The following is a 26614-nucleotide window of genomic DNA, read 5'->3' as shown; positions in this document are numbered from 1 at the left end:
CCCGTTCCGGCCCGCAGTCGCCCTGCACCCGGGCAGCGAGTAGCATCCGCCTGACATGCGCACGAGCTGGGAGGGACACACCGTGGGCCGGCTGACCGGTGGGGATCCGTCGCTGCTGCGACGGATCAATTCCGCGGTGGTACTGCACGCCCTCCGGGGCGCCGACTCGCCCACCCTCACGGACCTGACCCGGATCACGGGTCTGTCCCGGCCGACGGTCGAGGGCGTCATGGAGGGGCTCTTCGAGGCCGGACTGGTCGTCGAGTCGGTGCCCGACGGGGGTGAGGCCCGACGTCAAGGGCGGCCGGCCCGCCGGTTCCGGTTCCGTACCGAGGCCGGGCATCTGCTCGGCATCGAGATCGGCCCTCATCGGATCTCCGCACTGCTGTCTGGGCTGGACGGCCGGATCATCGGCGCGAGCTCACGCGAGGTGTCGGAGACGGCCTGCGCCGACGACCGGCTCGACAAGGTCAGGGCCGTGGTCGCCGACGTCCTGCGGCGGACGGGCGTGGCCCGGAGCAGTCTGCGTGCGGTCGGGGTCGGCAGCCCGGGCATCGTGGAGGCCGACGGGACCGTACGGCTGGGCACCGCACTGCCGGACTGGACGGGTCTGGCGCTGGGTGAGCGGCTGAGGCGCTCTTTCCGCTGCCCCGTCCTCGTGGAGAACGACGCCAATGCAGCGGCAGTCGCGGAGCACTGGAAGGGTGCAGCCACCGAGTCCGACAACATCGTGTTCGTCCTGGCCGGACTGAGCCCGGGCGCCGGTTCGCTGATCGGCGGGCGGCTGCACCGCGGATTCGGCGGTGCAGCGGGGGAGATCGGCGCGCTGCATCTCCTCGGCCGCGAGGCGACGCCGGAGAAGCTTCTGTCCTCGACGGACACACCATTGGACCCATTGGACGAGGCTGCGGTCGCCGCCGTGTTCGCGGAGGCACGGCATGGCGACGTCCGGGCGCAGGCGGCGGTCGAGCGGTTCGTTCAGCGCCTGGTGCACGACGTCGCGGCGCTGGTGCTGGCGCTGGACCCCGAGCTTGTGGTGATCGGCGGCTGGGCCGCCGGGCTGGACAGTGTCCTGGATCCGCTCCGCCGTGAGCTGGCTCGCTGCTGTCTTCGGCCGCCGCGGGTCACGCTGTCGCTGCTCGGCGAGGCGGCGGTGGCCACGGGGGCTCTGCGGCTGGCTCTCGACCATGTCGAGGAGCAGCTCTTCGCAGTGGAGGGAACGGTGACGGCCCGCCGCTGAGTGCGACGGACCGTACGCAGACACTGCAAGGCCGACGCAGTCGGTCGTGCTCAGGAGGCCTGGCGCTCCTGGTCGTGAGGGCCGATCTCCAGGTCGCCCGAGTCACTGAAGGTGAGCCGGCAGGTGTCGGCCCGGTAGGTGGCGACGGAGAGTGCGGCGGTACCGCCCGCCACGAGATAGCGGGTGGTGACGACGAGAACAGGGGCGCCGGGAAGCCGGTCGAGCTCCTTGGCGTCGTCCACGCGCGCCGAACCGAGCTCCACCGATCGGTCCTGGCCGTCGAGGCCGAGGCGGTGCAGTTCCCGCAGGACGCTGCGGGCCCGGACGGGCCCGGACGGGGCGTCGATCGCGGAGAGTTCGGGCACGGACGACGACGGGACGTACAGCAGTTCCGCCGCGACCGCCTGTCCGTGGGTGAGCCGGATCCGGCGGACGATGTGCACCGGCTCGTCGCCGTCCACGTCGAGCATGGCCACCACAGATGCCGGCGCGACAGCCCTCGTACAGTCCACGGGCTGCCATGCCTCGCCGACGCCGCCGTCGGACCAGTCCCGCTGAGCGGTGGAGACGGCGACCCCGACGCGCGGCGGGGCGACGGTGGTCCCGACGCCGCGGCGGCGCTGCAGTCTGCCTTCGAGTTCGAGCTGTTCCAGAGCCTGCCGGAGCGTGGCTCGGGCGACTTTGAACCGGGCGGCGAGCTCGCGCTCGTTGGGCAGGATCTCGCCCACCTCAAAGTCCGAGTCGAGTGCCTCGCTGAGCACGGTCTTGAGGTGCCAGTACTTCGGCTCCTGCACCGTTTCCAACTGCGTGGTCCCCACCCTGTCCTCCGCAATCGCCCAGTGGCTTTTCCGCGACATTATTTATTAAAGGTCCCTCTCTTAACGCTGAGACGATAGGACGGGACGCACCCTTGGTCAAGACCAATCCTCCTTCGGTCAGGCAGTGAACCGGCCCTGTGCCGCAGAGCTTTGACGGGACGTTCGCGGTGCGGCGAGTCGCCCGCAACGCAAGGCCACACGGCCGGGCAGGCCGTGGGGCTTCGCGGGCAGGGACGGCAGAGGGATCCCTGAGAAACCGGAGGAACTTGCGACGATGGGGAGTGCGCCCAGCGGCTGGGAAGTCCGGCTACTTGTCGGCCAGGCTGGAGAGTTTGTCAGGATTGCGCACGATATATACGCACTGAATGAGTCCGTCCTTGACGTCCACCTGGAAGACGGTGTCGGGCTTTCCGCCCGAGAGCATCAGAAGCGCCGGCGCACCGTTGAGCTCCAGGAACCGGGTGTCGAGGTCTGTGGCCCGGTCGTGGGCCACGGCGAAGAGGAAGCGGCCCACCTTGTCGGCGCTCTCGATGATCCGCAGCGGCGCCTTGGACTTTCCGCCACTGTCGCCGACGAGGCGCACATCGGGTGCGAGCAGGGCCAGCAACTCCTCGATGTCACCGCCCGCCGCTGCGGCGAGGAACCGCTCCGTGAGGTCACGGCGCTGGGCCGGGTCGACGTCGTAGCGCGGTTTGCGCTCCTCGACATGGCGCCGCGCACGTCCCGCGAGCTGCCGTACCGCGGCCTCGGTCCTATCCAGGGTGGCGGCGATCTCGGCGTACGGAAAGCCGAACACCTCGCGCAGGACGAAGACGGCCCGCTCCAGCGGCGACAGCGATTCGAGGACGACAAGCACGGCGAGCGATACAGAGTCGGCGAGAACTGCCTGTTCCGCGATATCGGGCACGGCCGGCCCGAAGTCGGTGACGAGGGGCTCCGGCAGCCACGGCCCGACGTACGCCTCGCGCCGCGACTGCACCTGCCGCAACCGGTCGATGGCGAGACGGGTAGTGATCCTTACGAGAAAGGCGCGCGGCTCCCGCACATCCTCACGTGATGCGGACGACCAGCGCAGCCATGCCTCCTGCACCACGTCCTCGGCGTCGGCGATCCTGCCCAGCAAGCGGTAGGCAACCCCGGTGAGCACGGGGCGGTGGTCCTCGAACACATCGGTCGCGGTAGCGGTATCGGCTGTCACCCCTTCATCCCAGCCGAGACTCCGCAGACTGTCCAGCACGTATCCCCCTCCGGCGGGCGGCCGCTCACGCGCGACCGGATCCAGCGCGGCGAAAGCCCGGTACCGGGCGGCGTACGGGGTCGCGTGGCTCAGGCCACGGAGGCCGTGCAACACACGGCGGCGGCCGAAGCGGTTCCGGTCCGGCGCCCTCGACCGGGGCCTCGACCCTTCGCTGCGTCCGGGTCGCCGAACACCTCGACGCGTCAGGCGTCGCCGCTGGGACCGACTGCACCGGGCTGCGGTCGGGCCCGGCAGGTGTCCGCAGAGACGCCTGCGGATACCTGCGGGCCCGTGACCGCTGGTCAGAGCCTGCACCTCAAGGCAGGCTTCGGCTTACGGCCTGCGGGCCGATAGACCGACCGGCACATGGGGGGCCGGCGTCGCGCTCTTGGCGCTGCCGTCCGGATCAGTCAGGGCTTCCTGCCCACCGGCCTCCTGCGAGCTGAGCGCCTGGCACAGATCGGCCCACAGGTCCTCGACATCCTCCAGACCGACCGACATCCTGAGCAGCCGGTCCCCGACGCCGGACGCCTGTCGGTCTCCCTCATCCACAATGCGGTGGCTGATGGAGGCCGGATGCTGAATCAGGGTGTCCACACTGCCGAGACTGACCGCGGGTGTAATGAGCCGTACGGCCGAAATCACCCGGTGCGGATCCCCGTACACCTCGAACGAGACCATCGCCCCACCCAGCTTCGGGTAGTGGACCCGGGCGATACGCGGATCGGCCGTCAGCCTGCGGGACAATTCGGCGGCGCTCGCGGAAGCCGCCCGTACGCGGACCGGGAGCGTGGCGAGGCCGCGGAGCAGCAGATACCCCGCTATCGGGTGCAGCACCCCGCCGGTGGCGAAGCGCACCTGCCGCAGCCGGGCCGCGAACTCCTCGTCGCAGGCGACGATCCCGCCCATCACATCGCCGTGCCCACCGAGGTACTTGGTGGCGCTGTGCAGCACGATCCGTGCGCCGTGCTCGACAGGTCGCTGGAGTACGGGCGTGGCGAAGGTGTTGTCGACGAGCAGCGGCACAGAACCGCAGGAGTGAGCGATCGCGCGGATGTCGACCTCGGCGAGCGTCGGGTTGGCGGGCGTCTCCACCATCACCAGACCGGTGTCCGGACGGATGGCCTCCGCGATGCCCGCCGGGTCGGTCCAGGTCACTTCGGTGCCCAGCAGGCCGGCGCCGAGAAGATGATCGCTGCAGCCGTAGAGCGGACGGACGGCAACCACATGGCGCAGCCCCATGCTCGCGCGGACCAGCAGGACGGCGGTGAGCGCCGCCATTCCGCTGGCGAACGACACGGCACTCTCCGTCTTTTCGAGCCGGGCGAGGGCGGTCTCGAAGCGAGCAGTCGTCGGGTTGTCCAGCCGTGCGTAGACGGGCGGTCCTTCAAGCCTGGCGCCGGTGGTGGCGAAGGTGTCGATCCGCTCGGCCTCGCCCATGGAGTCGTACGAGGGGTAGGTGGTGGACAGATCGATCGGCGGGGCGTGCAGGCCCAGGGCCGCGAGATCGTCGCGGCCCGCGTGCACGGCTTCGGTGGCCAGCGCCCTGGAGCGGGTTGTCGTCGAGGGCACCAACGAGGATTCGGTGTTCATGACATCACTCTGAACAAACAGCGGGTCTTCATACGAAAGCCCCGTGCTACGTTCGGCAGATGGCCGATTCAGTCGTTCTTGATCCGGTGGACCTGCACATTCTGCGGCTGCTGCAGAACGACGCCCGGACCACCTACCGCGAGCTGGCCGCCGAGGTCGGGGTCGCACCGTCGACCTGTCTTGACCGGGTGACCAGGCTGCGCCGCTCCGGCGTCATTCTCGGCCATCAACTGCGGCTGGACCCGGCGAAGCTCGGCCGCGGCTTGGAGGCGCTGCTCTCCGTACAGGTCCGTCCGCACCGCAGAGAGCTCATCGGCCCGTTCGTCGAACGCATCAGGACGCTGCCCGAGTCTCGCGCGCTCTTCCATCTGACCGGGCCCGACGACTATCTGGTCCATGTCGCAGTCACCGACACAGCGGATCTGCAGCGCCTCGTGCTCGACGAATTCACCTCGCGCCGCGAAGTAGCCAGGGTCGAGACCCGGCTGATATTCCAGCAGTGGGAGTGCGGACCGCTTCTGCCGCCGTCCGCAGGATCGGATGGGAAAGGCCAGTGAGACCGGAGAATGATGACGCGGAGGCCCCCGCCGTACGAGGATGTCCTCATGTCAGACATTTCCAGCAGCGCGCTGCCCCGTCAGGTCGCCGACGCCTACGTCGACGCATTCATCGAACTCGACCCGATCACCGGCACTTATCTGGGTGTCACGGAGAGCTCGCGCCGCCTTCCCGATTTCTCCCCCGCGGGGCAGGAAGCCCTTGCCCAGCTCGCCCGTACCACCCTGGTGAAACTCGACGCCGCCGAACAGTTGCCCGGCGCGGACAGCGATGCCGAGCGCCGCTGCGGCCGCCTGCTGCGCGAGCGCCTCACGGCGGAACTCGCCGTCCATGAGGCCGATGAGGGGCTACGCACGGTCTCCAACCTCTCCTCCCCGGCGCACAGCATCCGTGAGGTGTTCACGGTGATGCCGACCGAGACCGACGAGGACTGGGCGGCGGTCGTGGACAGGCTGCGAGCGGTTCCCGCCGCGATGGAGGGCTACCGCGAGTCCCTCGCGCTCGGCCTGGAGCGCAAGCTGTTCGGCGGCCCGCGCGCCACGGCCACCTTCATAGGCCAGCTCGATGAGTGGGCCGGCGACGGCGTTACGGGTTTCTTCCAGGACTTCGCGTCGGCCGGCCCGGCGGCGCTGCGTACCGATCTGGTCGACGGCGCCCGCCGTGCCACCGAGTCGGTCGTGGCGCTGCGCGACTGGATGCGCGATGTGTACGCCCCCGCGGTCCAGGGCGCGCCGGAAACTGTGGGCCGTGAGCGGTACGCGCGCTGGTCGCGCTACTTCAACGGCACCGACCTGGATCTCGACGAGGCGTATGCGTACGGCTGGTCCGAGTACCACCGGCTGCTCGCCGAAATGAAGACCGAGGCCGAGAAGGTCCTGCCCGGCGCAGGTCCCTGGGAGGCGCTGGCCCATCTCGACATACACGGAAAGCACATCGAGGGGGTCGACGAGGTCCAGGCCTGGCTGCAGAGTCTGATGGACGAGGCGATCGAGGCACTCGACGGTACGCACTTCGAACTCGCCGAACGGGTACGGAAGGTGGAGTCCCGCATCGCCCCGCCCGGCGGCGCCGCGGCCCCGTATTACACGGGCCCGTCCGAGGACTTCTCGCGCCCCGGCCGCACCTGGCTGCCCACCATGGGCGAGACCCGATTCCCGGTGTACGACCTGGTGTCCACCTGGTACCACGAGGGTGTACCGGGCCACCACCTGCAGATCGCCCAGTGGACGCATGTCGCCGACAGCCTCTCCCGCTACCAGGCGTCGATCGGCGGCGTCAGCGCCAATGCCGAAGGCTGGGCACTGTACGCGGAGAGGCTCATGGACGAGCTGGGCTTCCTGCCGGACGCCGAGCGCCGCCTCGGCTACCTGGACGCGCAGATGATGCGGGCCTGCCGGGTGATCGTGGACATCGGCATGCACGCGGAGATGGAGATCCCCGCGGACTCCCCGTTCCACCCCGGCGAGCGGTGGACCCCTGAGCTGGCCCAGGAGTTCTTCGGCAACCACAGCGGCCGTCCGGCCGACTTCGTGGAGAGCGAACTCACCCGCTATCTCTCGATGCCGGGGCAGGCCATCGGCTACAAGCTGGGCGAACGCGCCTGGCTGCTCGGCCGGGAGAACGCCCGCAAGGCACACGGTGACGCGTTCGACGCCAAGGCCTGGCACATGGCCGCCCTGTCGCAGGGGCCGCTGGGACTCGACGATCTCGTGGACGAGCTGTCCAAGCTCTGAGCCGTTTCTCGCCCCCTCCTCACCTCCGCTCCCTTCCCGCTGCCGGCACTTCCCTCGGGGCGCCCCGGCGGCAGCAGCGGGAGGGAGGGGGCATTCGTCCGGGGGTATTCGTCCGCCCCTGCCGGTCAGCAGCCGCAGTCGTCGAGGGCGGCCGGTGCGGTAAGCGGGTCGGCGTCGCGTCGCTCGCGCCCGTCCCGGGTCTCGAACGCGAAGCCCCGAGCGCCGTGACCGAGCGGGTGCGCAGGCTGGAGGAGGCCGGGGATCAGCGGTTACGCCACGGTGATCGATCCGGAGCGGCTGGGGCTGCCGATTCTCGCTCTCGTCCGGCTGCGTTATCCGAACGGCAATTACAAGCCGTTCCACGAGCTGCTCGATACGACGCCCGAGATCGTGGAGGCCCACCATGTCGCCGGCGACGACTGTTTCGTACTGAAGGTCACCGCCCGCTCGATGAGGCGCCTGGAGGAGATCTCGGGGAGGATCGGCGCCCTCGGCTCCGTGACCACGAGCGTCGTCTACTCCTCGCCGCTCCCCTGGCGCGCCATCAGCCGCTGGCCTCGTCGGCGGTCCGGTGCCGTACCGCCGATCCGTGCCGTTCCTTCACCACCTCGAGCTGTACGGGGACACGGCGGCGCAGATCAGCGACATGGCTGACGATGCCGACGCTGCGGTCCCGCTCCCGCAGCGAGTCCAGTACGTCGAGCACCTCGTCGAGAGTCTGGTCGTCCAGGCTTCCGAAGCCCTCGTCGATGAAGAGGGTGTCCAGCCGTACGCCGCCCGCCTCGTCGGTGACGACATCGGCGAGACCGAGTGCGAGAGCGAGCGAGGCGAAGAACGTCTCGCCGCCCGAGAGCGTCGCCGTGTCGCGCTCGCGGCCGGTCCAGGCGTCGACGACATGCAGGCCGAGGCCCGACCTGCGGCCTCCGGTGCGGGCGTCGGAGTGGACCAGCGTGTAGCGGCCGGACGACATGCGCTGCAGCCGTGCGGTGGCGGCTGCAGCCACCTGTTCCAGCCGCGCGGCGAGCACGTACGACTCCAACCGCATCTTGCGTTCGTTGTCCGCGGAGGTACCGGCGGTGAGCCCGGCCAGCCGTGCCACCCGGTCGTACTCCTCGCGGAGCGGACCGAGCCTGCGCACCTCGTCCGCGGCGCTGCGCGACAGCCGGTCCAGCTCGGCGCAGCGCTCGCGTGCGGCGGCACGTGCCGCTGAGGCGTCCCGCAGCCGGCGTTCGGCCGTGTCGTGCGCGGCCTGCGCGACGTCCACGGCGGCCCGCCGGCCTTCGGCGGCCGCCCGGGTGGCGGTCTCGGCGAGACGGTCGGCGACGGCGGCCGCCTCGGACTGCCAGGCATCGACGAGACGCTGGAGTCCGCGCTGTTCGGCATCGGTGAGGAGAGCCGCGGTCGCGGCCTGCGGGGTGTCGAACCCGGCCCGGAACGCGGCGTCCGCGAGTCGGCCGTCGGCCTCCTTGCGGCGCTGTGCGGCCGTCTCCTCCTCGCGTACCGCCTCGGCTGCCGTGGCGAGCAGACCGACCCGGCGCTCCAGCGACTCGGCGTGCTCGGCAACGCTGCCGGACTCGCTGCGGGCTTTAGCCAACTCTTCTTCCAGCACGGCCTGTTCACGGTCCAGGCCTTCTCGCTGCGAGGTACGGGCGGCGGCCCGGCGCTCGGCCAGCTGCCGGCTCTCCTGGCGCTCGGCATGTTCCCGCTCGGCGGTTGCGAGGGCCTCGCGCGCCGCGTGCATACCGGCCGCGGTCCGGTGTGCCTCGGCGTGCATGAGCGTCAACCGGTCGACGAGCGCGCCGAGTTCGGTGACGGTGGGATCGGCGACGGGCTCGGCGGCCGGACCGGGGCGGGAGCGGCGCGTGGAGCCGTCCGTGTCGGCGTCCACCGCCTCGGCCCGGGCCACCGGCTGAGGCACGGCCGCCGGGGCGGTGACAGTCCCGGACATGGCCGACCCGGCGGCGACAGCCTCTGGTGCCGTCCGCCCGGCGGCGTCGGCGCCGTCCCTCGGCTGCGGCACGGCCGACAGCGCGGCGGCACGTGCCGCCATGTGCTTCTCGCGTACGACCCCGAGCTCCCGGTCCGCCTCGGTGCGTACCTCCTCCGCTCGCCGGTACGCGTCGAGAGCCCTCTCCTCCATGGCCCGGTCGACATGCCCGTCGGCTGCGCGTGCGGGCCTGGGGTGGTCGGCCGAGCCGCATACCTTGCAGTCCTCGCCGTCCACCAGCTCCGCGGCCAGCTCCGCGGCGATGTCGCGCAGTCGCCGTTCGCGCAGCTCCAGCCACGACTCGTGGGCGCCGGACGCCTGCTCACGCGCCTCGGCCAGCCGTTCGGCGGCTGCGGTCGCCCGGACGGCCAGCGCGTCGCGGCTGCGGGCCGCCTCCAGCCGGGCGCGGACCGGCTCCAGCCGGCCTGCAAGCTGTTCGGCGTGGGTGGCGGCCTCCTGCGCCTCCTCGATGCGTGCCTGCAGGCCGTTGCGTGTCGATTCCCAGCCGGCCAGCCAGCTCTTCGCCTCGTGGATGAGTTCGTCGTCGGCCCGGGCCTGGCGTTCCAGTGCGGCCCGCCCGGCGTCGATCTCCGCACTGCGCCGCTCGGCGCGCCGGGCGGCGTCGAGCCCGCCGAGCTCCTGGCGGAGCCTTCGTTCCAGCTCCGCAAGCTGTTCTGCACCGGCGTCGGCCAGGGTGCCGGGCAGCAGTGCACGGGCGCGGTCTCGGGCTTCGCGGGCCGTGCGGTACGCGCGCTCGGCATCGTCGCGCAGCTCCAGCGCGGGGGCGACGAGGTCCGCCTTGCGGGCCCGCGCGAGCCGTTCATGGTGTCGGTCGTGGTCGGGGCGGCCGGCTTCGAGCGCGGCGGCGCGGCGCTGCGTCTCCTCGTAACGCCGCTGAAGTCCGGCGAGTTCGCGCTCGCTGTCGAGGGCCAGGCGTGCGGCCGTCTGCCGACCCTCGGCGATGACCAGTACGGACTCGGCGATGCCGAGCCGTTCCCGGGCACTGCTGCGGGCTGTCGCGGCCCACTCCAGCACGCCGTCGGTGAGCCCCGGTTCGCCGGGCTGGATGCCGGGCAGCGGCGATTCGTCCGCGGCCGGTCCGGCAGCCTGGGCAATCCGCTGGGCGACCGCGAGGATGCGTTCGTCCCCGGCCCTGACCTGTGTTTCGGCGGTACGGCGCAGCTCGGCCAGGCGCTCCTCGACTGCGGCGAACCGGCGGGTGTCGAAGAGCCTGCCGAGCAGCTTGCCACGCGCCTCGGCGTCGGCCCGCAGGAAGCGTGCGAAGTCGCCCTGCGGCAGAAGGACCACCTGGCAGAACTGGTCCCGGCTCATGCCGATGAGCCGGCTGATCTCCTCGCCGATCTCCTGGTGGGAACGGCTCAGCGGCCGCCAGCCGTCGTCGGGGTGGTACTCCCGCAGCCGGCTCTGGGCCTTCTCCGTCGTGAAGCCGTTGCCTTTCTTCTTGGGCCGGGGCTGTGCGGGGCACCGGGTGACTTCGAGGCGCCGCCCGCCGACGGTCAGTTCCAGCTTGACCTCGGTCGGCAGGTCTGCCGGGGCATGGTCGCTGCGCAGCGAGGTGCCGGGGCTCTGGCGGGCGCCGGGCACCGCGCCGTACAGGCCGTAGCAGACGGCATCGAGGACCGAGGTCTTCCCGGCGCCGGTCGGCCCGTGCAGCAGAAACAGCCCGGCCGAGGAAAGTGCGTCGAAGTCGATGTCCTGGGTGGCGCCGAACGGCCCGAAGGCGGTGAGGCTGAGCCTGTGAAGTCTCAACGGTCCACCTCGTGCACGCTGTCGTCCACCCGTACATGGTCGAAGGCGCCGCGCAGCAGCGTTCGCTCCTGCTCGTCTACGGACCCGCCCCGCACGTGTGCCACGAAGTCCTCCGCGATCTGCTGGTCGTCGCGCCCCTTGAGGCGCTGTGCGTACGAGGCGAACGGGTCGTCGGGGGCCCGGTCGGGTTCGAATACGAGACTGAGTGTGTGCGGGAACCGCTCGGTGAGGCGGGCCATGGGCTCGACCGGGCGCACCGGGTCGGTGAGGGTGGCCTCCATCCAGGATTCCCGGTGCTGCTCCAGCGCGGGGTCGTCGATGAGGGTGTCGAGGCGGCCGCGGAGTCTGGCGAGCGGACGGGGCACCGGGCAGTCGATGCGCTCGGCGGCGATCGTTCCCGAGGCGTCGAGGTCGATCAGCCACATCGTCTTGCGGTGGGCGGCCTCGGAGAAGGAGTACGCGAGCGGCGAGCCCGAGTAGCGGACCCGGTCGGTGACGGTCTGGCAGCCGTGCAGATGCCCGAGGGCCACGTAGTCGACGCCGTCGAAGACTCCGGCGGGTACGGCGGCCACCCCGCCGACAGTGATGTCGCGCTCGCTGTCGCTGGGCTCACCGCCCGCGACGAAGGCGTGGGCGAGCACCACCGACCTGGTGGTGTCCGAGCGGCTCGCAAGGTCTGCGCGTACCCGGTCCATGGCTGCGGTCAGCACCGCCTCGTGCCCGGCGCGCTCCGCCTCGAAAACGTCCTTCACCAGGGCCGGTTCCAGGTAGGGCAGTCCGTAGAACGCCACGTCGCCGTGTGCGTCGCGCAGGACGACGGGGGCGGCGCAGTGGGCGGGGTCGGTACGCAGATGGATGCCGGCCTGCCCGATCAGGCCCGCACCGACGCCCAGCCTGCGTGCGGAGTCATGGTTCCCGGAGATCATCACGGTGGGCACACCGGCGGCGGCGAGCCGGTGCAGTGCATCGTCGAAGAGTTCGACCGCGGACAGCGGCGGGACGGCCCTGTCGTACACATCACCCGCGACAAGGACCACGTCGACCTTGTGCTCGCGCACCGTCGCCACCAGGTGGTCCAGGTACGCGGCCTGGGCTTCGAGCAGGGAGACCCGGTGGAACGACCGCCCCAGGTGCCAGTCCGATGTGTGCAGAATCCTCAAGAGCCGGCTCCGACCTGCATTGTTCTCTTCCTCCGCCCCCGGGGCCATGTGTGCCTCGCACCGTGATCACACCGGGCCGGCACAGGCCCTCGTCGTCTGCACCGACCACGGCGACGCCGGTGGGCCCCATTTTCCTCACCCACCACAGTCTCCCACCACCGCCGACCGCCGCCGGGCCTTCGGTGTGGAGACCCGGTCAGACGTCCCCGTACGCCTCGCCGCCCAGCTCCAGCCCGGCCTCGCCCGCTGTTGCGTCGGCCAGCCAGCCACGGAATTCCTCGACATCGGCGTCCGGCAGCCCGATCTCGATGACGACGGCCTCCGCGTAGCGGACCTCACGGACACTCCGCCCGGTGGCTCGGAGGTCGTTCTCCAGCTTGCCCGCGCGCTGGTGACCGACGGTGATCGTGGCAAGGCGGAACCGCTGCCGGGTGACGGTGCCGAGTTCGTCGAGGGCCTCCCCGACCACTCCCCCGTACGCCCGGATCAGTCCGCCCGCACCGAGCTTCACACCTCCGTAGTAACGGGTGACGACCGCAACGACGTACCGCATCTCACGGCGCGTCAGCATCTGCAGCATGGGTACGCCCGCGGTGCCACCGGGCTCTCCGTCGTCACTCGCCTTCTGCACGGAGGCGTCGGCGCCGATCACATAGGCGAAGCAGTTGTGGGTGGCGGTCGGGTGTTCCCTGCGGATGCGTGCGACGAAGTCCTGCGCCTCCTGCTCGGTGGCGGCGGGGGCGAGCGCGCAGATGAAGCGCGACCTGTTGATCTCGGTCTCGTGCACGCCCGCTCGGGCGACTGTCCGGTACTGCTCCTGCATCCGGCCACCCTATGCCCCGGCCGGGAATGGTCCGGGTCCACTGTCCGTTGTCCCTGTCATGTACGCAGACGCAGAGACGATCCGCAGGATTCTCCGGGACACGGGCGAGACCTGGGCGGTGGTGGGCCTGTCCGGCAACCGGTCGCGCGCGGCCTACGGAGTCGCCGAGGTGCTTCAGCGCTTCGGCAAGCGGGTGGTCCCGGTGCACCCGAAGGCGGAGCGGGTCCATGGCGAGGACGGCTATGCCTCGTTGGCCGACATACCGTTTCCGGTCGATGTGGTGGACGTCTTCGTCAACAGCGAGCTTGCGGGCGGCGTGGCCGACGATGCGGTGGCGGCGGGCGCGAAGGCGGTCTGGTTCCAGCTCGGCGTGGTCGACATCGAGGCGTACGAACGCACGCGCGCGGCCGGGCTCGACATGGTCATGGACCGCTGCCCGGCCATCGAGATCCCCGCGCTGAGCCGGTAGCCGCAGCACGCCTGTCTCTCGTCCGAATGTGCGTGGTGTCACACTCGGCGCCCGACTGGGAGAATGACCGGCTGTGAGTACTCCGACTGCGCCGACCGTCCGCCACAGCCGATCCGGGCTTGCCGGGCAACTGTCCCAGCTGGGCGTGGAGCGCGACGGCGTCCTCCTGATGCATGCGTCGATGCGTGCGGTGGGGTCGGTGAACGGCGGGGTCCGGGCGGTGGTCGCTGCGTTACGGGACGCTCTCGGCCGGCGCGGCACACTCGTCGTCCCGGCCTTCACCCCGGAGAACTCCGACACCTCCCCGCACTACCTCGACCAGGTGCGCAGTCTCACCGACCGGGCCCGGGAGGCCGTACGGGCGAGCATGCCGCCCTTCGACCCGGCGACGTCGGCCGCACCGTCGATGGGCAGTCTCGCGGAGGCCGTGCGGCTCACCGAAGGGGCGGCGCGCAGCGTCCACCCCCAGACATCCTTCGCCGCGCTCGGCCCCTCGGCCCGGAAACTGGTGGCGCACCACCGCCCCGACTGCCATCTCGGCGAGGACTCCCCGTTGGCCCGGCTCTACGACCTGCGGGCCCAAGTGCTTCTGCTGGGCACCGGGTTCGACACCTGCACCGCGTTCCATCTCGGCGAGTACCGGGTGCCCGCCCCGCCCCGCCGCACCTATCGCTGCGTGGTGACGGCCGGGGGCCGGCGCCAGTGGTGGGAGTACGAGGACGTCGCGCTGGACGACAGCGACTTCGCGACCCTGGGAGCGGACTTCGCCCGCTCGGAGTACGGTGCGGCTGTCCGCATCGGCCCCGTGGGGTCGTCAACGAGTCGGCTCTTCCGCTTCACCGACGCCGTCGACTTCGCGTCCCGCTGGCTGCCGTCGCATCGGGGCGGGGTGCCTGTTCAAGCCCTCTGCCGAGCGCACGGCTGAGAACCGCAGCCCCTGACCCCCAGCCCCTCGACGACCACCGCGCCCGGCAACACCGCCAGCGCCTTGCGGATCCGTTGGGTGCGTGCACGGAACGCAACGCCAACAGCGTCTCGAAGGGTCCTGGTTGGCCGTCCTACCGTGCCGGCGGGATGGAGACCGCCATGGTGACCTCGGCCGGTTCGGATCCGTCGTTCCGGTAGGCGTGCGGGTGATGCGCCTCGAACGTGGCGGACCCGCCGGCGGGTACGGAGTACGAGGTCCCGTCGACGACGAGGGTGAGCTCGCCCGCGGTGACGTGGAGCAGTTCGACCGTGCCCTCGGGGTGCGGGTCGGAGTTGCTGCTGTCGCCCGGCATCAGGCACCAGGACCAGAGTTCGAGCGGCCCCCTGGCCTCCGTACCGACGAGCAGCGTGGTGGAACTGCCCGCCTCCGTGGACCACATGCGCACCGCCTGGCTCTCGGGCACCAGCCGGACCGGTGAGCTCTGCTCGTAGTCGAGCAGCGTGTTGATGCTGACACCCAGCGCGTCGGCGAGCTTGACCGTGGTGCCGACGCTCGGATTGGTGCGGGCCTGCTCGATCTGGATGATCATGCCGCGACTGACCCCGGAACGGGCGGCGAGCGCGTCCAGGGTGAAGCCGCGTTCCCCTCGCCAGCGCTTGAGATTGCGCGCGAGCGACCGGGTGAGCTGATCGAGGTCAGACACATTCCGTCCAATATTTTGAATAACAGAGTCGAAAATGCCGCACTCCGGTGTGGTGCAGCCCACCATTCATCGCACTGTACTGCGAGGCATGCCATGACAGCACTGTTCGCCCTGGCCGCCGGCCTGCTCCTGGGGCCGGCCGACTTCGGCGGCTGGCTGCTCACGCGACATACGCCCGCTCTCACCGTCGCCGGCGCTCGGTCCGATGGGGTCGGCGTCGCCGTAGTGGGCATCGCGAGCGGCTGAGGATCCGACGCGCCACCGCCCCTCAGTCGCCGGACGGACCCGGAGTCTCGCCCGGATCCGCCAGGGCCACCAGCTGCTCGGGGGTGATGCCCGACGGGATCGGCACCGGAGCGGGAGTACGCAGCGGCGGCTGCCAACCCTTCTCCGAATCCCAGCTGCGTACGACGCGGGCGGGGGCACCGGCCACCACCGCATGGTCGGGCACCTCACCCCGTACCACCGCACCCGCGGCGACCACCACGTTGCGCCCCAGCACGGCCCCGGGCAGGATCACCGCTCCGGTGCCGATCCAGCAGCCCGGCCCGATGGCGACCGGCTCCATTCGCGGCCACTGCCTGCCGACCGGCTCGTGCGGATCGTCGTAACTGTGGTTCGTGGACGTGATGTAGACATACGGTCCGCAGTATGTGTCCGAGCCGATGGTGACCTTGGTGTCGGCGACGACATGACTGCCGCGGCCGAGCACCACCCCGTCCCCCAGGGTCAGGATCGGCTCGGGACCGAGGTCCAGGTCGGGCATGAGTCCGGCCGTCAGTGTGACCTGTTCACCGATCACGCAGTGGGCACCGAGTTCGATCCATGGCTCTCCGAAGACCGTGCCCTGCGGGAAGGCCAGCCGGGTGCCTTCGCCGATCCGGCCGAACCGGAGCCGGCCGGGGTGTTCCGCGGTGACCGCACCCGACTCCTGCACCCAGCGCCAGCCGCGGTGGACGGCCCGGGACAGGGCGCGCCGCCGCCAGGCGGCGAGGGAAGAGAACGTGTTCCTGTTCTTGGGCACCCGCACACGGTAGTCGGCGGCGCCCGGCGTGATCACCGCGGCAACCTGTGATGTTCACCCCACTCGGCGGCGCTCCACCGCCCGTCGCATACCTTTCCTCCGACACGGTCGAACAGCGGCGACCGAGTTGCTGCGATCGGACGACCGCGACCGTACGGCCCCTGGGCATGGAGGAACGGGCAATGGCAGAGCAGGCGTTGATCACGGGAATGGGCGGCAAGGAGCCGGACATCGATGCGGAGGCCTTCACCGCACCGACATCGGTCGTGATCGGTGAGATCACGATGGCCGCGGGTTCCAGCGTCTGGTACCACGCCGTACTGCGTGCCGATTGCGGTCCCATCGTCATCGGCGCCGACAGCAACATCCAGGACAACTGCAGCGTCCATGTGGACCCCGGGTTCCCCGTCACGGTCGGCAAGCGCGTCTCGGTCGGGCACAACGCCGTACTCCACGGCTGCACCATCGAGGACGACGTGTTGGTCGGCATGGGGTCCACCGTCCTCAACGGTGCCCGCATCGGCGCCGGTTCACTGATCGCGGCACAGGCGCTGGTCCCGCAGGGGATGCAGGTACCCCCGGGCTCGCTCGTCGCGGGCGTACCCGCCAAGGTAAAGCGGCAGCTGACCGAGGAGGAACTGGAAGGGATCAAGTTCAACGCGGTGGGCTATGTGCAGCTGGCCAAGGCACACTGCCAGGCACACGAGAGCTGAGCGGAACGCAACGGAAGGGGCGGTGCGGACGGACGAAAGGAAGCGCCCAACGTCTCCGCGGACCCTCACCGCCACCGGCCCAGCCGGTCCCCGACCGGCCGGTCGGGGCGTCACGACCGGTCAGTCCGCCACCGGTACGGCCCCCGCGTCGGGAGCGGAGACGACCGGCCCCTGCGCCCCCGCCTTCTTGGCCCGGTTCTTCAGCACCAGCATCGAGGTCACGCCGATCAGCACCGCAACCACCAGGCCGAGGTAGGAGAACCGCTTGAGCCAGGCCTCGGCGACGACCCCCACCGAGTAGACGACGGCCGTGGTTCCACCGGCCCAGACGATGCCGCCGAGCACGTTGGCGGTCAGAAATTTCCAGTACGGCATGTGAAGCACGCCGGCCAGCGGCCCCGCGAATATCCGGAGCAGCGCGACGAAGCGGCCGAAGAAGACCGCCCACATGCCCCACTTGTGGAACGACCGCTCCGCCATTGCGATCTGGCTCACGCCGAAGTGTTTGGGGAACCTACCGCCGAGCCGGGCGAGAAGCGGCCGTCCTCCCTTGCGGCCGATGGCGTATCCGATCGAGTCTCCGATGATCGCGCCGGCCGAGGCGCAGGCCCCGAGGACCCACGGGTTGATTCCGTCGTGCCCAGCGGCCAGTAGCGCCGCGCTGACCAGGACGATCTCGCCCGGCAGCGGAATTCCGAGACTCTCCAGCCCGATGACAACGCCCACCAGGACGTAAACGCTGACCGCAGGGACGGTCTCCAGCCATTCCTGGATGTGCAACGCCAGTTCCTCCCGTACCGATGTCCCCTTGCCCGCCGGTCAACTCCTCGGCGCACGGCGGGAATGCTACCTGTCGCGCCGTCTGACCTGACAGCACGAAAAGCCGCCACGCCCCCTCATCGGGGTGCGCGGCGGCCCTTCAGGGAGCCGTCCCGGATCAGGCGTTCGGGCGAAGTGTCCAGACGACCGTCATCTCCCCGGTCACCGCACCGTCTGCGCGCCGGATCTCGATGACCACGGGGAACTCGGGCCGCTTGCCCTCGTCGAGTTCGGCGACGACATCGGCCACCGGGCGGCCGAGGGTCGCCGTCGCGGTGACGACACCCATGGCCAGCTTCTTGTAACCGATCTCCGCCTTCACCGCGAGCGGCACGGCACGCGACAACTGGTCGCCGAAGGCCGCGATGACGATCGCGCCACTCGCCGATTCCGCAAGCGTGAACATCGCGCCGGCGTGTGGTCCGCCGATGTGGTTGTGGTAGTCGGCCTGGTCCGGAAGACGGACCACCGCACGCTCGGCGGTCGTCTCCAGGAACTCGAGATTGAGGGTCCGGGCCATCGGAACCGTCGCGGCGAGCATCTCGCCGGCGGTCATCTGTGCAGCACTCATGACCAGATGTTACTCATGAGTAGAACTATTTGACCATCCCCCGAAGCCACCCCCTGCCCCGACCGCTGATCACCTCCATCACCGTCCGCTCACGGGGGCAGGCGTAACAAACCGGCCACTACCCCTCTATCGTTACTGGCCATGTGGCCAGGACAGCAGCCGCCCGGAGGCGAGCAGAACCCGCAGGACCAGAATCAGAACCCGTACCAGCAGCCGGGGTACCAGCAGCCGAATCCCTATCGGCAGCCGGGATATCAGCAGCAGGGACAGGTCGGACAGCAGCCGGGGTATCCGCAGCAGGGACAGCATCCCGGCTACTCGCAGCCGAACCCTTACCAGCAGCCGACCGTGACGCAGTACGCGGTCCCTGGTCCGCCCGACGGTCCGCAGCCCGACGGCAGCAAGAAGAAGACCACCGCCATCGCGATCGTCACGGCCACCGCCGTCGTCGTGGCTGCCGTAGTCACCGGTGTCGTCGTGATGAACAAGGACGACGACAAGGGCAAGGACGTCGCCGACGGCAAGAACTCGTCGGCGCCCGCCAAGCCGTCCGATTCCACGTCCTCGCCCGAGGCGAACCCGCGCGGCACCGACGGAGACGCCGAGCCCCTGATCCCGGGCTGGAAGGTCGTCACCAACCCCAAGTTCGGCACGCAGTTCGACGTGCCCGGCGACTGGGAGGTCGACGCTCCCGGCACCTTCTCGTACTTCGAGGACGACAAGAAGGGCAACCACTCGCCCCTCATCGGCTTCTCCGCACCGTCCTACTACCAGAGCAAGTGGTGCGTGGACGATTCCGACAAGGACGGTGTCAAGGAGGACAAGAGCCTGGCCGGCGCCGGCACCAGGGGCGCCCAGGGCGCCACCGATGCCGCCAAGAACGCCAGGAGCGAGGCCGGCACATGGGTGTGGGCCGCCTATGCGCAGCACATGCCTCAGAGCACCATCAAGATCAGCGAACCCAAGCAGTACACCACCAAGTCAGGTCTGACCGGCCAGGTTGTCACAGCCACCGCTCCCAATGTCACAAAGCGGAAGAAGTGTGACAGCGACGGCAAATCGATCGCCTTCACCTTCAAGAACAAGAAGGGCGACTTCGCGTCCTGGGTGCTGTACGGAGCCGATTCCGTCAAGGACGAACTCCCGGACGCGACGATCCAGAAGATCCTCAGCACCGTGCGGCTGGTGGACGTCGCTCCGTCCTCCTGACCGTCTTCACCGCCGTCGGGCAAGGACCTGGCAGGGCGGGTGGCGGCCGCGACAGTCCCTTGGTGTCTGGCGCTTCTGCCCCCGCACCCCGCATGAACCGCCCCGGCCGCAGTTACCGTCTGCCGACCGCCGCCGCGATCATCACGGGCCTTGGCACCCGTGGCGCGCTGATCGCGGCGGCGTTCGCGGTTCTGGAGTCGCCGGCCTCAGCCGATGCTGAAGGCTCCGTCGGGCGGCTCGGGCGAGGCGACCGCCTTGCCGTCCCTGACGGGCCGGGCGGCTTTGACGAGCCGGTCCAGCGCGGGCCCGTGCTCGACCCTGGCGGGGAAGGCATCGGCGGCACAGCGGCGGGTCAGCGTCGCCGCGTCGATGGGGCCTCGGGACGCGACGAGGACGACGTTGCCGAAGCGCCGTCCTCGCAGCACCGCCGGTTCGGCGATCAGTGCGAGTTCCTCGAAAACGGCCGCAAAGGTGGCCAGTTGGGAGCGGAGGAAGCCGAAGGGTGCGCCGTCCGCGAGGTTGGCGGCGTAGATTCCGCCGTCGCCCAGCGCGCGGCGGGCAGCCTGTGCGTACTCGACGGTGGTGAGGTGGGCGGGCACCCGCGAGCCGCCGAAAACATCCGCGATCAGGACGTCGACGGAGCCCGGCGGGGTCTGTTCCAGCAGGCTGCGCGCGTCCGTGCCGTGCACGGTGATCCCGCTGCTGTCGGGGACCGGCAGATGCTCGGTGATCAGAGCGAGGAGCCCGAGGTCGGCCTCGGCGACGTCCTGGCGGGAGCCCGGCCTGGTCGCGGCGACATAGCGGGGCAGGGTGAGCGCACCACCGCCGAGATGGAGTACGTCCAGCGGTGCGCCCGGTGCTGCGGCGCAGTCCACGACGTGGGCCAGCCGTCGCGCGTACTCGAATTCGAGATGGTCCGGCGCGTCGAGGTCGACGTACGACTGGGGTGCGCCGTCGACGGTGAGGAGCCAGGCCCTGTCCCGGTCCACGTCGGGGAGGAGTCTGGCGGTGCCCTGGTCCACGTCCCGGATGACAGGTATTGACTCGTTCACTCCCCCATTGTGGGGTGCCGGATCCGCTGCTCACGACCGCGGCGACGGCTTCGGTGTGCGCCGCCGACCGGGCGAGCCCGGCACGGGCCGCCGCGGCCGGCGGAGCTCGCGGTGACGGCGTCCACGAGGGACACTCCGCTGTCGTTGTCGCCCCCACGCAGAGCGAGAATCGGATCGGCGGTGCACAGATCCACGCCCGCCCTCCGAGCCCGTACGGAATTCCGGTCTTCCAGGCGCTGCCCGTGACGCCGTCGGCCCCGAGCACCAGGGCTGTGTCTGTCGTACCGTCAGTCCTGCTTACGGCACCGGGCCCGCCTCCCGCGGGTACGGGAAGCGGGCCTCTGGTGCGACACGGCTCAGAGCAGTCCGGTGACGGTGCCCGTGCCGACGGTGCGGCCGCCCTCGCGGATCGCGAAGCCGAGCCCGGTCTCCAGCGGGACGTCACGGCCCAGCTCGACGGCCAGGTCGACCGTGTCTCCGGGGCGCGCCACCGCCACCGCACCGAGGTCGACGTCGCCGACGACGTCCGCGGTGCGGATGTAGAACTGCGGCCGGTAGCCGGTGACCACCGGGGTGGTCCGGCCGCCCTCCCGTGCCGACAGGACATACACCTGCGCGGTGAAGCGGCGGCTCGGCGTCACGCTGCCGGGCGCCGCGACCACATGGCCGCGACGGACCCGGTCGCGCGCAGGCGGGCTAGTTCGGCATCAACTCCCGTATCTACCAAGCCCACTTGAAGCTTTGGCATGCTTCGAAATGCAACCTCAAGCTTGCGCTTCAGACTGCGGGAGAACGCGCCTCCGGCGTCGTCGCCCTGGCGGCCGGCCGCCCTGGCCCCTGCCTTGCCACCCTGGTTGATGGCCTGCGGGATGGCGACCACGATGTTCTTCGAGATCGCCTCTCCCATGCGGCGCCCGACCTCTTCACCCACCCTGTCGGCAACGGGCAAGACCATCGCCTTGAGGCGTGAGTGGAATTGCGGGATGACCGGTACGACGTCGACGGCTGCGCCGCCGACGATATCCAGGTCGCTCATTCGACGTCACCGCCGACGAGTGGCCCGATCTTCCCGGGCTTCGGGCGGGGCCGGCGGGCACCGGCACGGGCCTGGGCCGCGTAGGGGCGGTACTGGCCGTTGACGGGGTGACGGTTGCGGCGGATCTCCCGGCCGACCGTGGACGGGCTGCGGCCGAGCTCGGCGGCTATCGCCCGGACCGTGGCCTTCTCCCGCAGCCGGTCGGCGATGTGAATGCGATCGGTCTCACGCAGATACCGTGAGGGGCCGGGCGGGGGCGCCACCGTGGTGATCGGTGACGCCCCGACGTTCCTGCCGGACGGGGCTCGGCCGTTACGCCAGCGCCGGCCGGTCTTCTCGTTGATGCCGACGGTTCGGCATGCCTCTTTATTGCTCACACCCTGCTGCATGAGCTGAAGGTAGAGGCGCCGTTCCTCGGACAAGGGACGGCGCCCCTGAATAACGGACCGGTCCCGGATCTTGAAGTCCATCGCATCCCCTGAACTGGGGTGTTGCGACGATCACTAGAACTCAAGGCGAGAACGAGGGCCGTTTGCACTATGTGGAGTTACTCCTCTTCCGGGGTCGCCCACTCGATATCACAACGTGCGTCCCCGTCGAACGGAGCCCCACGCCGCGCAGCCTGTGTGACCGTGATCTTGTCGATCGCGACCCGCAGGAGGTCACGCCGCATGGGCAAGTCCGCAGCCTCCCATGCCTCTTGGAGGAGTGCCGCGTCGTCGAACATCGTGAGGTCCACCGCCCCACCACTGAACGCGGAGTACCGATCCTGTGCTTCCGTAAGTGCTGTTTCTGCTTCTGCGACGAGGCGGGGGAAGTGCTTTCCCATGGCTCCGTCGTAGATACCGCTCGCCCTGTCGTTGGCAAGCCGCGCTACGGCCGCTTCAGCCGCCTTGACAACGGCTAGAGCCTCGTGGGCCGCCTCTGTCTCCTCCGGGGCCGTCAGTGCTGCCCAGCGCTCTGCGACGGCGAGCATCAGAGGGTCGCCGTCGTTGACGTCGGCACCAGAAACCGTGTCTCGCCACACCGTGTATACGTAGTCTTCGATGCGCGCCCGCATGGCCGACGCAGGAGCGGGGCACACCTTCCCCATGGCATGCCCACAGCAGACGTAGGAACGCCCGCTCGTCGGCATCTTGGCCCCGCACCCGGCGCACCTGAGCAGATCCGTCAGAAGGTGAGTTGCCTTACCGATCCGGGGGCCGAGTGCCCCGCGTTGGTGGCCGGCGTGCACCCGTCGAGCCTTGGCTACTAGGTCCGCGGGTACCGGCTCCACTCCATCGGCGAACACGCGGAGACGGTCACCTTTCTCGTCCCGGTAGGCCACGGGCCACGTGTATTCCCGGGAGAGCGCAACGACTTGCCAGCCCTCGTACACGGGGTTGTAGACGATGCGGCGCACGGTAGATGCGCCCCACTGCCCACCCTTTGGGGACAGCTTCTTGTCGTCCGTCAGGCGGCGAGCGACGGCGCGCGGGGCGTAACCCTCTGCCACATCACTGAAGATGCGGATGACGTTGTCCCAGTCCTTATCGTGGTGGAGCTTCCCCCGTTTGTCCTTGCGGAGGCCATAAGGTGCCGCCCCTACCCACTCCCCACGCCGGCGCTGACCCTGCTTCGTGTCCCGGACCCGGTGGGATAGGAGATCTGACGCTGCTTTCGCGCGCTCCGCGTCGCTGATGATTCGTTCACGGTCCCGAGGGTCGGCGCTGTCGAGCCGCTCGTAGTCGAAGATCAGGCGCGCACCGGCGTCCAGTATCCGGATGACCGAACCGGCGCCTTTCCGGTCAAACCTGTCGACCGCGTATACCCAGAGCGCTGGGACCGCCTTGCGTCGAAGCGCAGCTAGCGCACGCTCGAAGTCGGGCCGCTTGGTGTCAGTCCACGCCGACAAGTTGTCCTTCCACACCTTGCGCACGGTGTAGTCGTTCCTCTTTGCCCACTCCCGCCCCCGCTCTTCCTGGGTGAGGAAGGTAAGGGCTTCGGTGCCCTCTCTCACGATGATGCTCTTACGTAGGTAGAGATCGATTTCTTCCACGCGTCCGCCCCTCGTTCGCTGCATGACAGGGTAGACGAGCCATGTAGTCGGCATGTCCCGGCATGTCGACATGCGCGTAGTGACGGGTGTCGGTCTCGTACTCGACGTGCGCGATGTTGATGGTGATGCCGCGCTGCGTCTCCTCCGGCGCCCGGTCGAACCGGTCGAACGGCACGTAGGTGCCGGTTCCACGGTCGCTGAGGACCCTGGTGATGGCGGCCGTCAGGGTGGTCTTGCCGTGGTCGACATGGCCCATGGTGCCGATGTTGAGGTGAGGCTTGGTACGCACGTATGCCGTCTTGGGCATGGCTCATTCCTTGGAACTCGAAGCTGAGAGAGAAGACCCCAGGGCCCCGCCGACCCTCCCCTTACGGGGTCCGCCGGACTGTCGGGGGAGGGTCAGCTTCGGGCGCCGTCGATGGGCGTTGCGGCAGCGGTGAAAGCTGCCGCAGCGACAAGTGCCGCTGCGGTGACGGGGTTCACGGCAGCCTTCGGCGCGTCCGCGACTGCGGACTGCGCTGCGTGGAAGGCGTACCGGAACATGGGTCCGATCATGGCCGACGGGTGTGGTCACGTCGAATGGTTTTCCGGCGGACGCGGCAGGCCGGACACGGGGTTCGGTTCCGCCCCGCCGTGCGAGATGCCGGGTCCGCGGGACGCCGGGAGCGCGCGGGAGCGATTTCGGCCGCCTTGCTCGTCCCGTGCACATGACCGCGATTGCGCACGGGCGTCGGTTAGTCTCCCCGCATGCTCGACCCCGTCCCCGCCGACCGGCCCGCAGGCGGCCTCGCCATACGCTGCACGAGGGCGCTCCTCTCGCCCTGGTCCCGGTTCACGCTGCTCGTGGCGGTGCTGCTGGCCGCCGCGGCGGCGATGCTGTTCCTCGAACCCCAACGGTTACTCGCCACCGGCTGGCCCACCCGGCTGAGCGGTGGCGCCGTCGCGGTCGTGCTGTTCGCTGTCGCGTACGGCGTGTGCACCGTGGCCTTCGTGCCTCGGCCCCTGCTCAATCTCGCTGCCGGTGCACTGTTCGGTTCGCAGGCGGGGCTGGCCGCTGCGCTGGCGGGTACGGTGCTCGGCGCAGGCATCTCGTTCGGGCTGGGCAGGGTGCTCGGGCAGGACGCCCTCCGTACGCTGCTGCGCGGCCGCTGGCTCAGGGCGGCGGACAGTCAGCTGAGCCAACACGGTTTCCGCTCGATGCTGGCGCTGCGACTGTTCCCCGGTGTGCCGTTCGCGGCGGCCAACTACTGCGCAGCCGTCTCGCGCATGGGGTATCCGCAGTTCCTGGTGGCCACCGGGCTCGGCTCGGTCCCGAACACCGCCGCGTATGTCGTCGCGGGCAGCGAGGCCTCGTCACCGATGTCGCCCGCGTTCCTGGCCGCGATGGGCTTCATCGTGCTGACGGGGCTCGGTGCGGCCGTCGTCGCCTGGCGCAAGCGCCACCGCCTCGCCGCCGAGTGATCCGGTACGCGTGGGAGCAGGCACCGGGGCGGTGGGCCGGCGTGGGGTACGCGCAGCGCTGTTCATCTGAGGGCGATACCCTGCCCGCGACCGACCGAAGTACTCCGGGCCCGGCACGGCCCTGCCCTCATTTGACCGCAATGCGCACGTTACCGACGGCCCCCACTGCCTCGGCCGATGCACGATCACATCCGGGATGGCCAAAGCCCCATGAGCTGGTTCGAATCGTTCGTCCTGGGCCTCGTTCAGGGACTGACCGAGTTCTTGCCGATCTCCTCCAGCGCACATCTGCGGCTCACCGCAGCGTTCGCCGGATGGCACGACCCGGGTGCGGCGTTCACCGCCATCACCCAGATCGGCACGGAGGCTGCAGTCCTCATCTACTTCCGCAAGGACATCGTCCGGATCGTCTCGGCCTGGTTCCGCTCGCTGACCGACCGGTCGATGCGCAGCGACCACGACGCCCAGATGGGCTGGCTGGTCATCGTCGGCTCCATCCCCATCGGCGTGCTCGGCGTGACGCTCAAGGACCAGATCGAGGGACCCTTCCGCGATTTGCGGCTGATCGCCACCACTCTGATCGTCATGGGCATCGTCCTCGGCATCGCCGACCGCCTCGCCGCCCGCGACGATGCAGGCGGCAGGCACAGAGCTGCCAAGGAGCGCAAGACGCTCAAGGAGCTCGGCGTCAAGGACGGCCTGATCTTCGGCTTCTGTCAGGCGATGGCCCTGATCCCGGGCGTCTCCCGCTCCGGCGCCACCATCAGCGGCGGTCTGCTGATGGGCTACACCCGCGAGGCGGCGGCCCGTTACTCCTTCCTGCTCGCGATCCCGGCGGTGCTCGCCTCCGGTGTCTTCGAGCTGAAGGACGCGGGTGAGGGACACGTGTCGTGGGGTCCGACGATCTTCGCGACATTCATCGCGTTCGGCGTAGGCTATGCCGTTATCGCCTGGTTCATGCGCTTCATTACCACCAAGAGCTTCATGCCCTTCGTGATCTACCGGATCCTGCTCGGAATCCTGCTGTTCGTGCTGGTGGGAGCAGGTGTCCTGAACCCGCACGCGGGCGAATCCGGCGGCTGAACCAGGGCCGTACAGGTAGCGCTATCGAGCATTTCCTAGCGCCTGATTGCAGCACCATGCCATGATCATCTCCCACTCATCTCCCACTGGGGAGCCGGGATACGCCCCACTAGGACGTGTGCGTCCGCAAAGTAGGGGATGACGCAGAAGGGCCCGTACAGCAGTGCGGGCCCTTCCGTACAGAGGGTGGAGCGGGTCAGCTGAGGTTCATGTCCGGCATAGGCCGGACCTTCTCCACTAGGAAACGCAGCCGCTCATCCACCGTGTCCCGGGCATCGCCGGTGAGGTCGGCCGGCTGTAGGGCCAGGCGTCCGCGTCCAGGGCGATCCGGGTGAACTCCGAGCTGTCGACCAGGTCCCGAGCGAGCCGGTCGAGGGCGCGGGCGGCCCGCACGTGGCAGGCCGCGTCCAGCACCAGTTGACGCTCCGCACGGCTCGGCAGAACCCGGGAACCAGCCGCGGCACCGCCGTACGCCAGGGCACCACTTGCGGGGCCCCTGACCTGTGAGGACAAGGACGGGGGGCTTCCACTGCGACCTCGACGACATCGCAAGCCTGGTGTCGGCCGACCTCGACCCGGCGCTCAAGCT

At 69.8% G+C, this 26614-nt stretch carries 25 protein-coding genes and 4 pseudogenes; 11 read left to right on the top strand and 18 right to left on the bottom strand.

Annotation, left to right across the window (positions count from 1 at the left end):
* Positions 1 to 82: 82 nt before the first annotated feature.
* Complete coding sequence (locus ACH4EW_RS29105) at positions 83 to 1240, top strand: ROK family protein (RefSeq protein WP_398261981.1); 1158 nt, start codon at positions 83 to 85, stop codon at positions 1238 to 1240.
* 50 nt (positions 1241 to 1290) lie between these two features.
* Here ACH4EW_RS29105 and ACH4EW_RS29100 read toward each other — a convergent pair whose 3' ends face one another.
* From ACH4EW_RS29100 to ACH4EW_RS29090, 3 genes are all read right to left on the bottom strand, one after another.
* On the bottom strand, positions 1291 to 2058 hold the full coding sequence (locus ACH4EW_RS29100; protein WP_398261954.1) for a GntR family transcriptional regulator: 768 nt from the start codon (positions 2056 to 2058) through the stop codon (positions 1291 to 1293).
* Between the two features lie 307 nt (positions 2059 to 2365).
* Positions 2366 to 3256: an RNA polymerase sigma-70 factor gene (locus ACH4EW_RS29095; RefSeq protein WP_398261952.1), complete on the bottom strand. Its 891-nt coding sequence runs from the start codon at positions 3254 to 3256 to the stop codon at positions 2366 to 2368.
* 372 nt (positions 3257 to 3628) lie between these two features.
* Positions 3629 to 4888 carry a trans-sulfuration enzyme family protein gene (locus ACH4EW_RS29090; RefSeq protein ID WP_398261950.1) on the bottom strand — a complete coding sequence of 420 codons (1260 nt, stop codon included), beginning with the start codon at positions 4886 to 4888 and terminating at the stop codon, positions 3629 to 3631.
* A 59-nt stretch (positions 4889 to 4947) separates the two neighbouring features.
* Here ACH4EW_RS29090 and ACH4EW_RS29085 point away from each other — a divergent pair, with 59 nt between their 5' ends.
* The 3 genes and pseudogenes from ACH4EW_RS29085 to ACH4EW_RS29075 all read left to right on the top strand — a co-directional run.
* Positions 4948 to 5445, top strand: a complete 498-nt coding sequence (locus ACH4EW_RS29085; RefSeq protein WP_398261948.1) for an Lrp/AsnC family transcriptional regulator — start codon at positions 4948 to 4950, stop codon at positions 5443 to 5445.
* Between the two features lie 48 nt (positions 5446 to 5493).
* On the top strand, positions 5494 to 7179 hold the full coding sequence (locus ACH4EW_RS29080; protein ID WP_398261946.1) for a DUF885 domain-containing protein: 1686 nt from the start codon (positions 5494 to 5496) through the stop codon (positions 7177 to 7179).
* A 161-nt stretch (positions 7180 to 7340) separates the two neighbouring features.
* Positions 7341 to 7833 (top strand): annotated as a pseudogene (locus ACH4EW_RS29075) (Lrp/AsnC family transcriptional regulator); the annotation flags it as partial.
* On the opposite strand, the gene ACH4EW_RS29070 reads toward ACH4EW_RS29075, so the two are convergent.
* From ACH4EW_RS29070 to ACH4EW_RS29060, 3 genes are all read right to left on the bottom strand, one after another.
* Positions 7724 to 10936, bottom strand: a complete 3213-nt coding sequence (locus tag ACH4EW_RS29070; RefSeq protein ID WP_398261944.1) for an AAA family ATPase — start codon at positions 10934 to 10936, stop codon at positions 7724 to 7726. The pseudogene ACH4EW_RS29075 and the gene ACH4EW_RS29070 overlap by 110 nt on opposite strands.
* Positions 10933 to 12096, bottom strand: coding sequence for an exonuclease SbcCD subunit D (locus ACH4EW_RS29065; RefSeq protein ID WP_398261942.1), 1164 nt, complete (start codon positions 12094 to 12096; stop codon positions 10933 to 10935). The genes ACH4EW_RS29070 and ACH4EW_RS29065 overlap by 4 nt, the downstream gene beginning before the upstream one ends.
* A 196-nt stretch (positions 12097 to 12292) precedes the next feature.
* Complete coding sequence (locus ACH4EW_RS29060; RefSeq protein WP_398261938.1) at positions 12293 to 12919, bottom strand: YigZ family protein; 627 nt, start codon at positions 12917 to 12919, stop codon at positions 12293 to 12295.
* A 58-nt stretch (positions 12920 to 12977) separates the two neighbouring features.
* On the opposite strand from ACH4EW_RS29060, the gene ACH4EW_RS29055 reads away from it, so the two are divergent.
* Both ACH4EW_RS29055 and ACH4EW_RS29050 read left to right on the top strand, forming a co-directional pair.
* On the top strand, positions 12978 to 13388 hold the full coding sequence (locus ACH4EW_RS29055) for a CoA-binding protein (protein ID WP_398261936.1): 411 nt from the start codon (positions 12978 to 12980) through the stop codon (positions 13386 to 13388).
* A 73-nt stretch (positions 13389 to 13461) separates the two neighbouring features.
* Positions 13462 to 14313, top strand: a complete 852-nt coding sequence (locus ACH4EW_RS29050) for an aminoglycoside N(3)-acetyltransferase (protein WP_398261933.1) — start codon at positions 13462 to 13464, stop codon at positions 14311 to 14313.
* Between the two features lie 133 nt (positions 14314 to 14446).
* Here ACH4EW_RS29050 and ACH4EW_RS29045 read toward each other — a convergent pair whose 3' ends face one another.
* Entirely contained in the window at positions 14447 to 15019 is a 573-nt protein-coding gene (locus ACH4EW_RS29045) for a helix-turn-helix domain-containing protein (protein WP_398261930.1), read from the bottom strand.
* Between the two features lie 93 nt (positions 15020 to 15112).
* Between ACH4EW_RS29045 and ACH4EW_RS29040 the strand changes: the two genes are divergently transcribed.
* A complete protein-coding gene (locus tag ACH4EW_RS29040; RefSeq protein WP_398261928.1) occupies positions 15113 to 15265 on the top strand; it encodes a hypothetical protein in 153 nt (50 codons plus the stop codon).
* Between the two features lie 22 nt (positions 15266 to 15287).
* Here the strand turns inward: ACH4EW_RS29040 and ACH4EW_RS29035 are convergent, their stop codons facing one another.
* Complete coding sequence (locus tag ACH4EW_RS29035; RefSeq protein WP_398261926.1) at positions 15288 to 16043, bottom strand: acyltransferase; 756 nt, start codon at positions 16041 to 16043, stop codon at positions 15288 to 15290.
* Between the two features lie 182 nt (positions 16044 to 16225).
* On the opposite strand from ACH4EW_RS29035, the gene ACH4EW_RS29030 reads away from it, so the two are divergent.
* Positions 16226 to 16756 (top strand): gamma carbonic anhydrase family protein, encoded by a 531-nt coding sequence (locus tag ACH4EW_RS29030; RefSeq protein WP_398261924.1) that lies wholly within the window; start codon positions 16226 to 16228, stop codon positions 16754 to 16756.
* A 120-nt stretch (positions 16757 to 16876) separates the two neighbouring features.
* On the opposite strand, the gene ACH4EW_RS29025 is transcribed toward ACH4EW_RS29030, so the two are convergent.
* Positions 16877 to 17536, bottom strand: coding sequence for a DedA family protein (locus ACH4EW_RS29025; RefSeq protein WP_398261922.1), 660 nt, complete (start codon positions 17534 to 17536; stop codon positions 16877 to 16879).
* Between the two features lie 157 nt (positions 17537 to 17693).
* Entirely contained in the window at positions 17694 to 18131 is a 438-nt protein-coding gene (locus ACH4EW_RS29020; RefSeq protein ID WP_398261979.1) for a DUF4442 domain-containing protein, read from the bottom strand.
* Between the two features lie 156 nt (positions 18132 to 18287).
* Here ACH4EW_RS29020 and ACH4EW_RS29015 point away from each other — a divergent pair, with 156 nt between their 5' ends.
* Positions 18288 to 19355 (top strand): hypothetical protein, encoded by a 1068-nt coding sequence (locus ACH4EW_RS29015; protein WP_398261920.1) that lies wholly within the window; start codon positions 18288 to 18290, stop codon positions 19353 to 19355.
* A 206-nt stretch (positions 19356 to 19561) separates the two neighbouring features.
* Here the strand turns inward: ACH4EW_RS29015 and ACH4EW_RS29010 are convergent, their stop codons facing one another.
* From ACH4EW_RS29010 to ACH4EW_RS28980, 7 genes and pseudogenes are all read right to left on the bottom strand, one after another.
* Positions 19562 to 20407 (bottom strand): spermidine synthase, encoded by an 846-nt coding sequence (locus ACH4EW_RS29010; protein ID WP_398261918.1) that lies wholly within the window; start codon positions 20405 to 20407, stop codon positions 19562 to 19564.
* Between the two features lie 356 nt (positions 20408 to 20763).
* Positions 20764 to 21093 (bottom strand): annotated as a pseudogene (locus ACH4EW_RS29005) (elongation factor Tu); the annotation flags it as partial.
* Complete coding sequence (locus ACH4EW_RS29000; protein WP_398261916.1) at positions 21045 to 21443, bottom strand: hypothetical protein; 399 nt, start codon at positions 21441 to 21443, stop codon at positions 21045 to 21047. The gene ACH4EW_RS29000 and the pseudogene ACH4EW_RS29005, both read right to left, overlap by 49 nt.
* Before the next feature lie 26 nt (positions 21444 to 21469).
* Positions 21470 to 21913, bottom strand: a pseudogene (locus ACH4EW_RS28995) (helix-turn-helix domain-containing protein); the annotation flags it as partial.
* Positions 21914 to 21990: 77 nt separating this feature from the next.
* On the bottom strand, positions 21991 to 23481 hold the full coding sequence (locus ACH4EW_RS28990; RefSeq protein WP_398261914.1) for a recombinase family protein: 1491 nt from the start codon (positions 23479 to 23481) through the stop codon (positions 21991 to 21993).
* 16 nt (positions 23482 to 23497) lie between these two features.
* A pseudogene (locus ACH4EW_RS28985) lies at positions 23498 to 23788 on the bottom strand (GTP-binding protein); the annotation flags it as partial.
* A gap of 92 nt (positions 23789 to 23880) precedes the next feature.
* Positions 23881 to 24024: a hypothetical protein gene (locus ACH4EW_RS28980; RefSeq protein ID WP_398261912.1), complete on the bottom strand. Its 144-nt coding sequence runs from the start codon at positions 24022 to 24024 to the stop codon at positions 23881 to 23883.
* Between the two features lie 204 nt (positions 24025 to 24228).
* Between ACH4EW_RS28980 and ACH4EW_RS28975 the strand changes: the two genes are divergently transcribed.
* Complete coding sequence (locus ACH4EW_RS28975) at positions 24229 to 24942, top strand: TVP38/TMEM64 family protein (RefSeq protein WP_398261910.1); 714 nt, start codon at positions 24229 to 24231, stop codon at positions 24940 to 24942.
* A gap of 210 nt (positions 24943 to 25152) precedes the next feature.
* Positions 25153 to 26025, top strand: a complete 873-nt coding sequence (locus ACH4EW_RS28970) for an undecaprenyl-diphosphate phosphatase (RefSeq protein ID WP_398261908.1) — start codon at positions 25153 to 25155, stop codon at positions 26023 to 26025.
* 237 nt (positions 26026 to 26262) lie between these two features.
* Here the strand turns inward: ACH4EW_RS28970 and ACH4EW_RS28965 are convergent, their stop codons facing one another.
* The gene (locus ACH4EW_RS28965) at positions 26263 to 26538 is read right to left on the bottom strand and encodes a hypothetical protein (protein ID WP_398261906.1); all 276 of its coding nucleotides are present in this window, start codon (positions 26536 to 26538) and stop codon (positions 26263 to 26265) included.
* Positions 26539 to 26614: the final 76 nt, after the last annotated feature.

Origin of the sequence: Streptomyces sp. NPDC018000 (assembly GCF_044328025.1) — a bacterium.
Lineage (GTDB): Bacteria > Actinomycetota > Actinomycetes > Streptomycetales > Streptomycetaceae > Streptomyces.
This window is presented reverse-complemented; position numbering and strand designations above follow the sequence as displayed.

Coding starts and splice junctions, on each gene's coding strand:
- ACH4EW_RS29020 (WP_398261979.1), bottom strand. CDS start 18,131: ATGACCGCCGGCGAGATGCTCGCCGCGACGGTTCCGATGGCCCGGACC.
- ACH4EW_RS28980 (WP_398261912.1), bottom strand. CDS start 24,024: ATGTTCCGGTACGCCTTCCACGCAGCGCAGTCCGCAGTCGCGGACGCG.
- ACH4EW_RS29030 (WP_398261924.1), top strand. CDS start 16,226: ATGGCAGAGCAGGCGTTGATCACGGGAATGGGCGGCAAGGAGCCGGAC.
- ACH4EW_RS29015 (WP_398261920.1), top strand. CDS start 18,288: ATGTGGCCAGGACAGCAGCCGCCCGGAGGCGAGCAGAACCCGCAGGAC.
- ACH4EW_RS28970 (WP_398261908.1), top strand. CDS start 25,153: ATGAGCTGGTTCGAATCGTTCGTCCTGGGCCTCGTTCAGGGACTGACC.
- ACH4EW_RS28975 (WP_398261910.1), top strand. CDS start 24,229: ATGCTCGACCCCGTCCCCGCCGACCGGCCCGCAGGCGGCCTCGCCATA.
- ACH4EW_RS29000 (WP_398261916.1), bottom strand. CDS start 21,443: ATGAGCGACCTGGATATCGTCGGCGGCGCAGCCGTCGACGTCGTACCG.
- ACH4EW_RS29090 (WP_398261950.1), bottom strand. CDS start 4,888: ATGAACACCGAATCCTCGTTGGTGCCCTCGACGACAACCCGCTCCAGG.
- ACH4EW_RS29055 (WP_398261936.1), top strand. CDS start 12,978: ATGTACGCAGACGCAGAGACGATCCGCAGGATTCTCCGGGACACGGGC.
- ACH4EW_RS29080 (WP_398261946.1), top strand. CDS start 5,494: ATGTCAGACATTTCCAGCAGCGCGCTGCCCCGTCAGGTCGCCGACGCC.
- ACH4EW_RS29060 (WP_398261938.1), bottom strand. CDS start 12,919: ATGCAGGAGCAGTACCGGACAGTCGCCCGAGCGGGCGTGCACGAGACC.
- ACH4EW_RS29040 (WP_398261928.1), top strand. CDS start 15,113: ATGACAGCACTGTTCGCCCTGGCCGCCGGCCTGCTCCTGGGGCCGGCC.
- ACH4EW_RS29085 (WP_398261948.1), top strand. CDS start 4,948: ATGGCCGATTCAGTCGTTCTTGATCCGGTGGACCTGCACATTCTGCGG.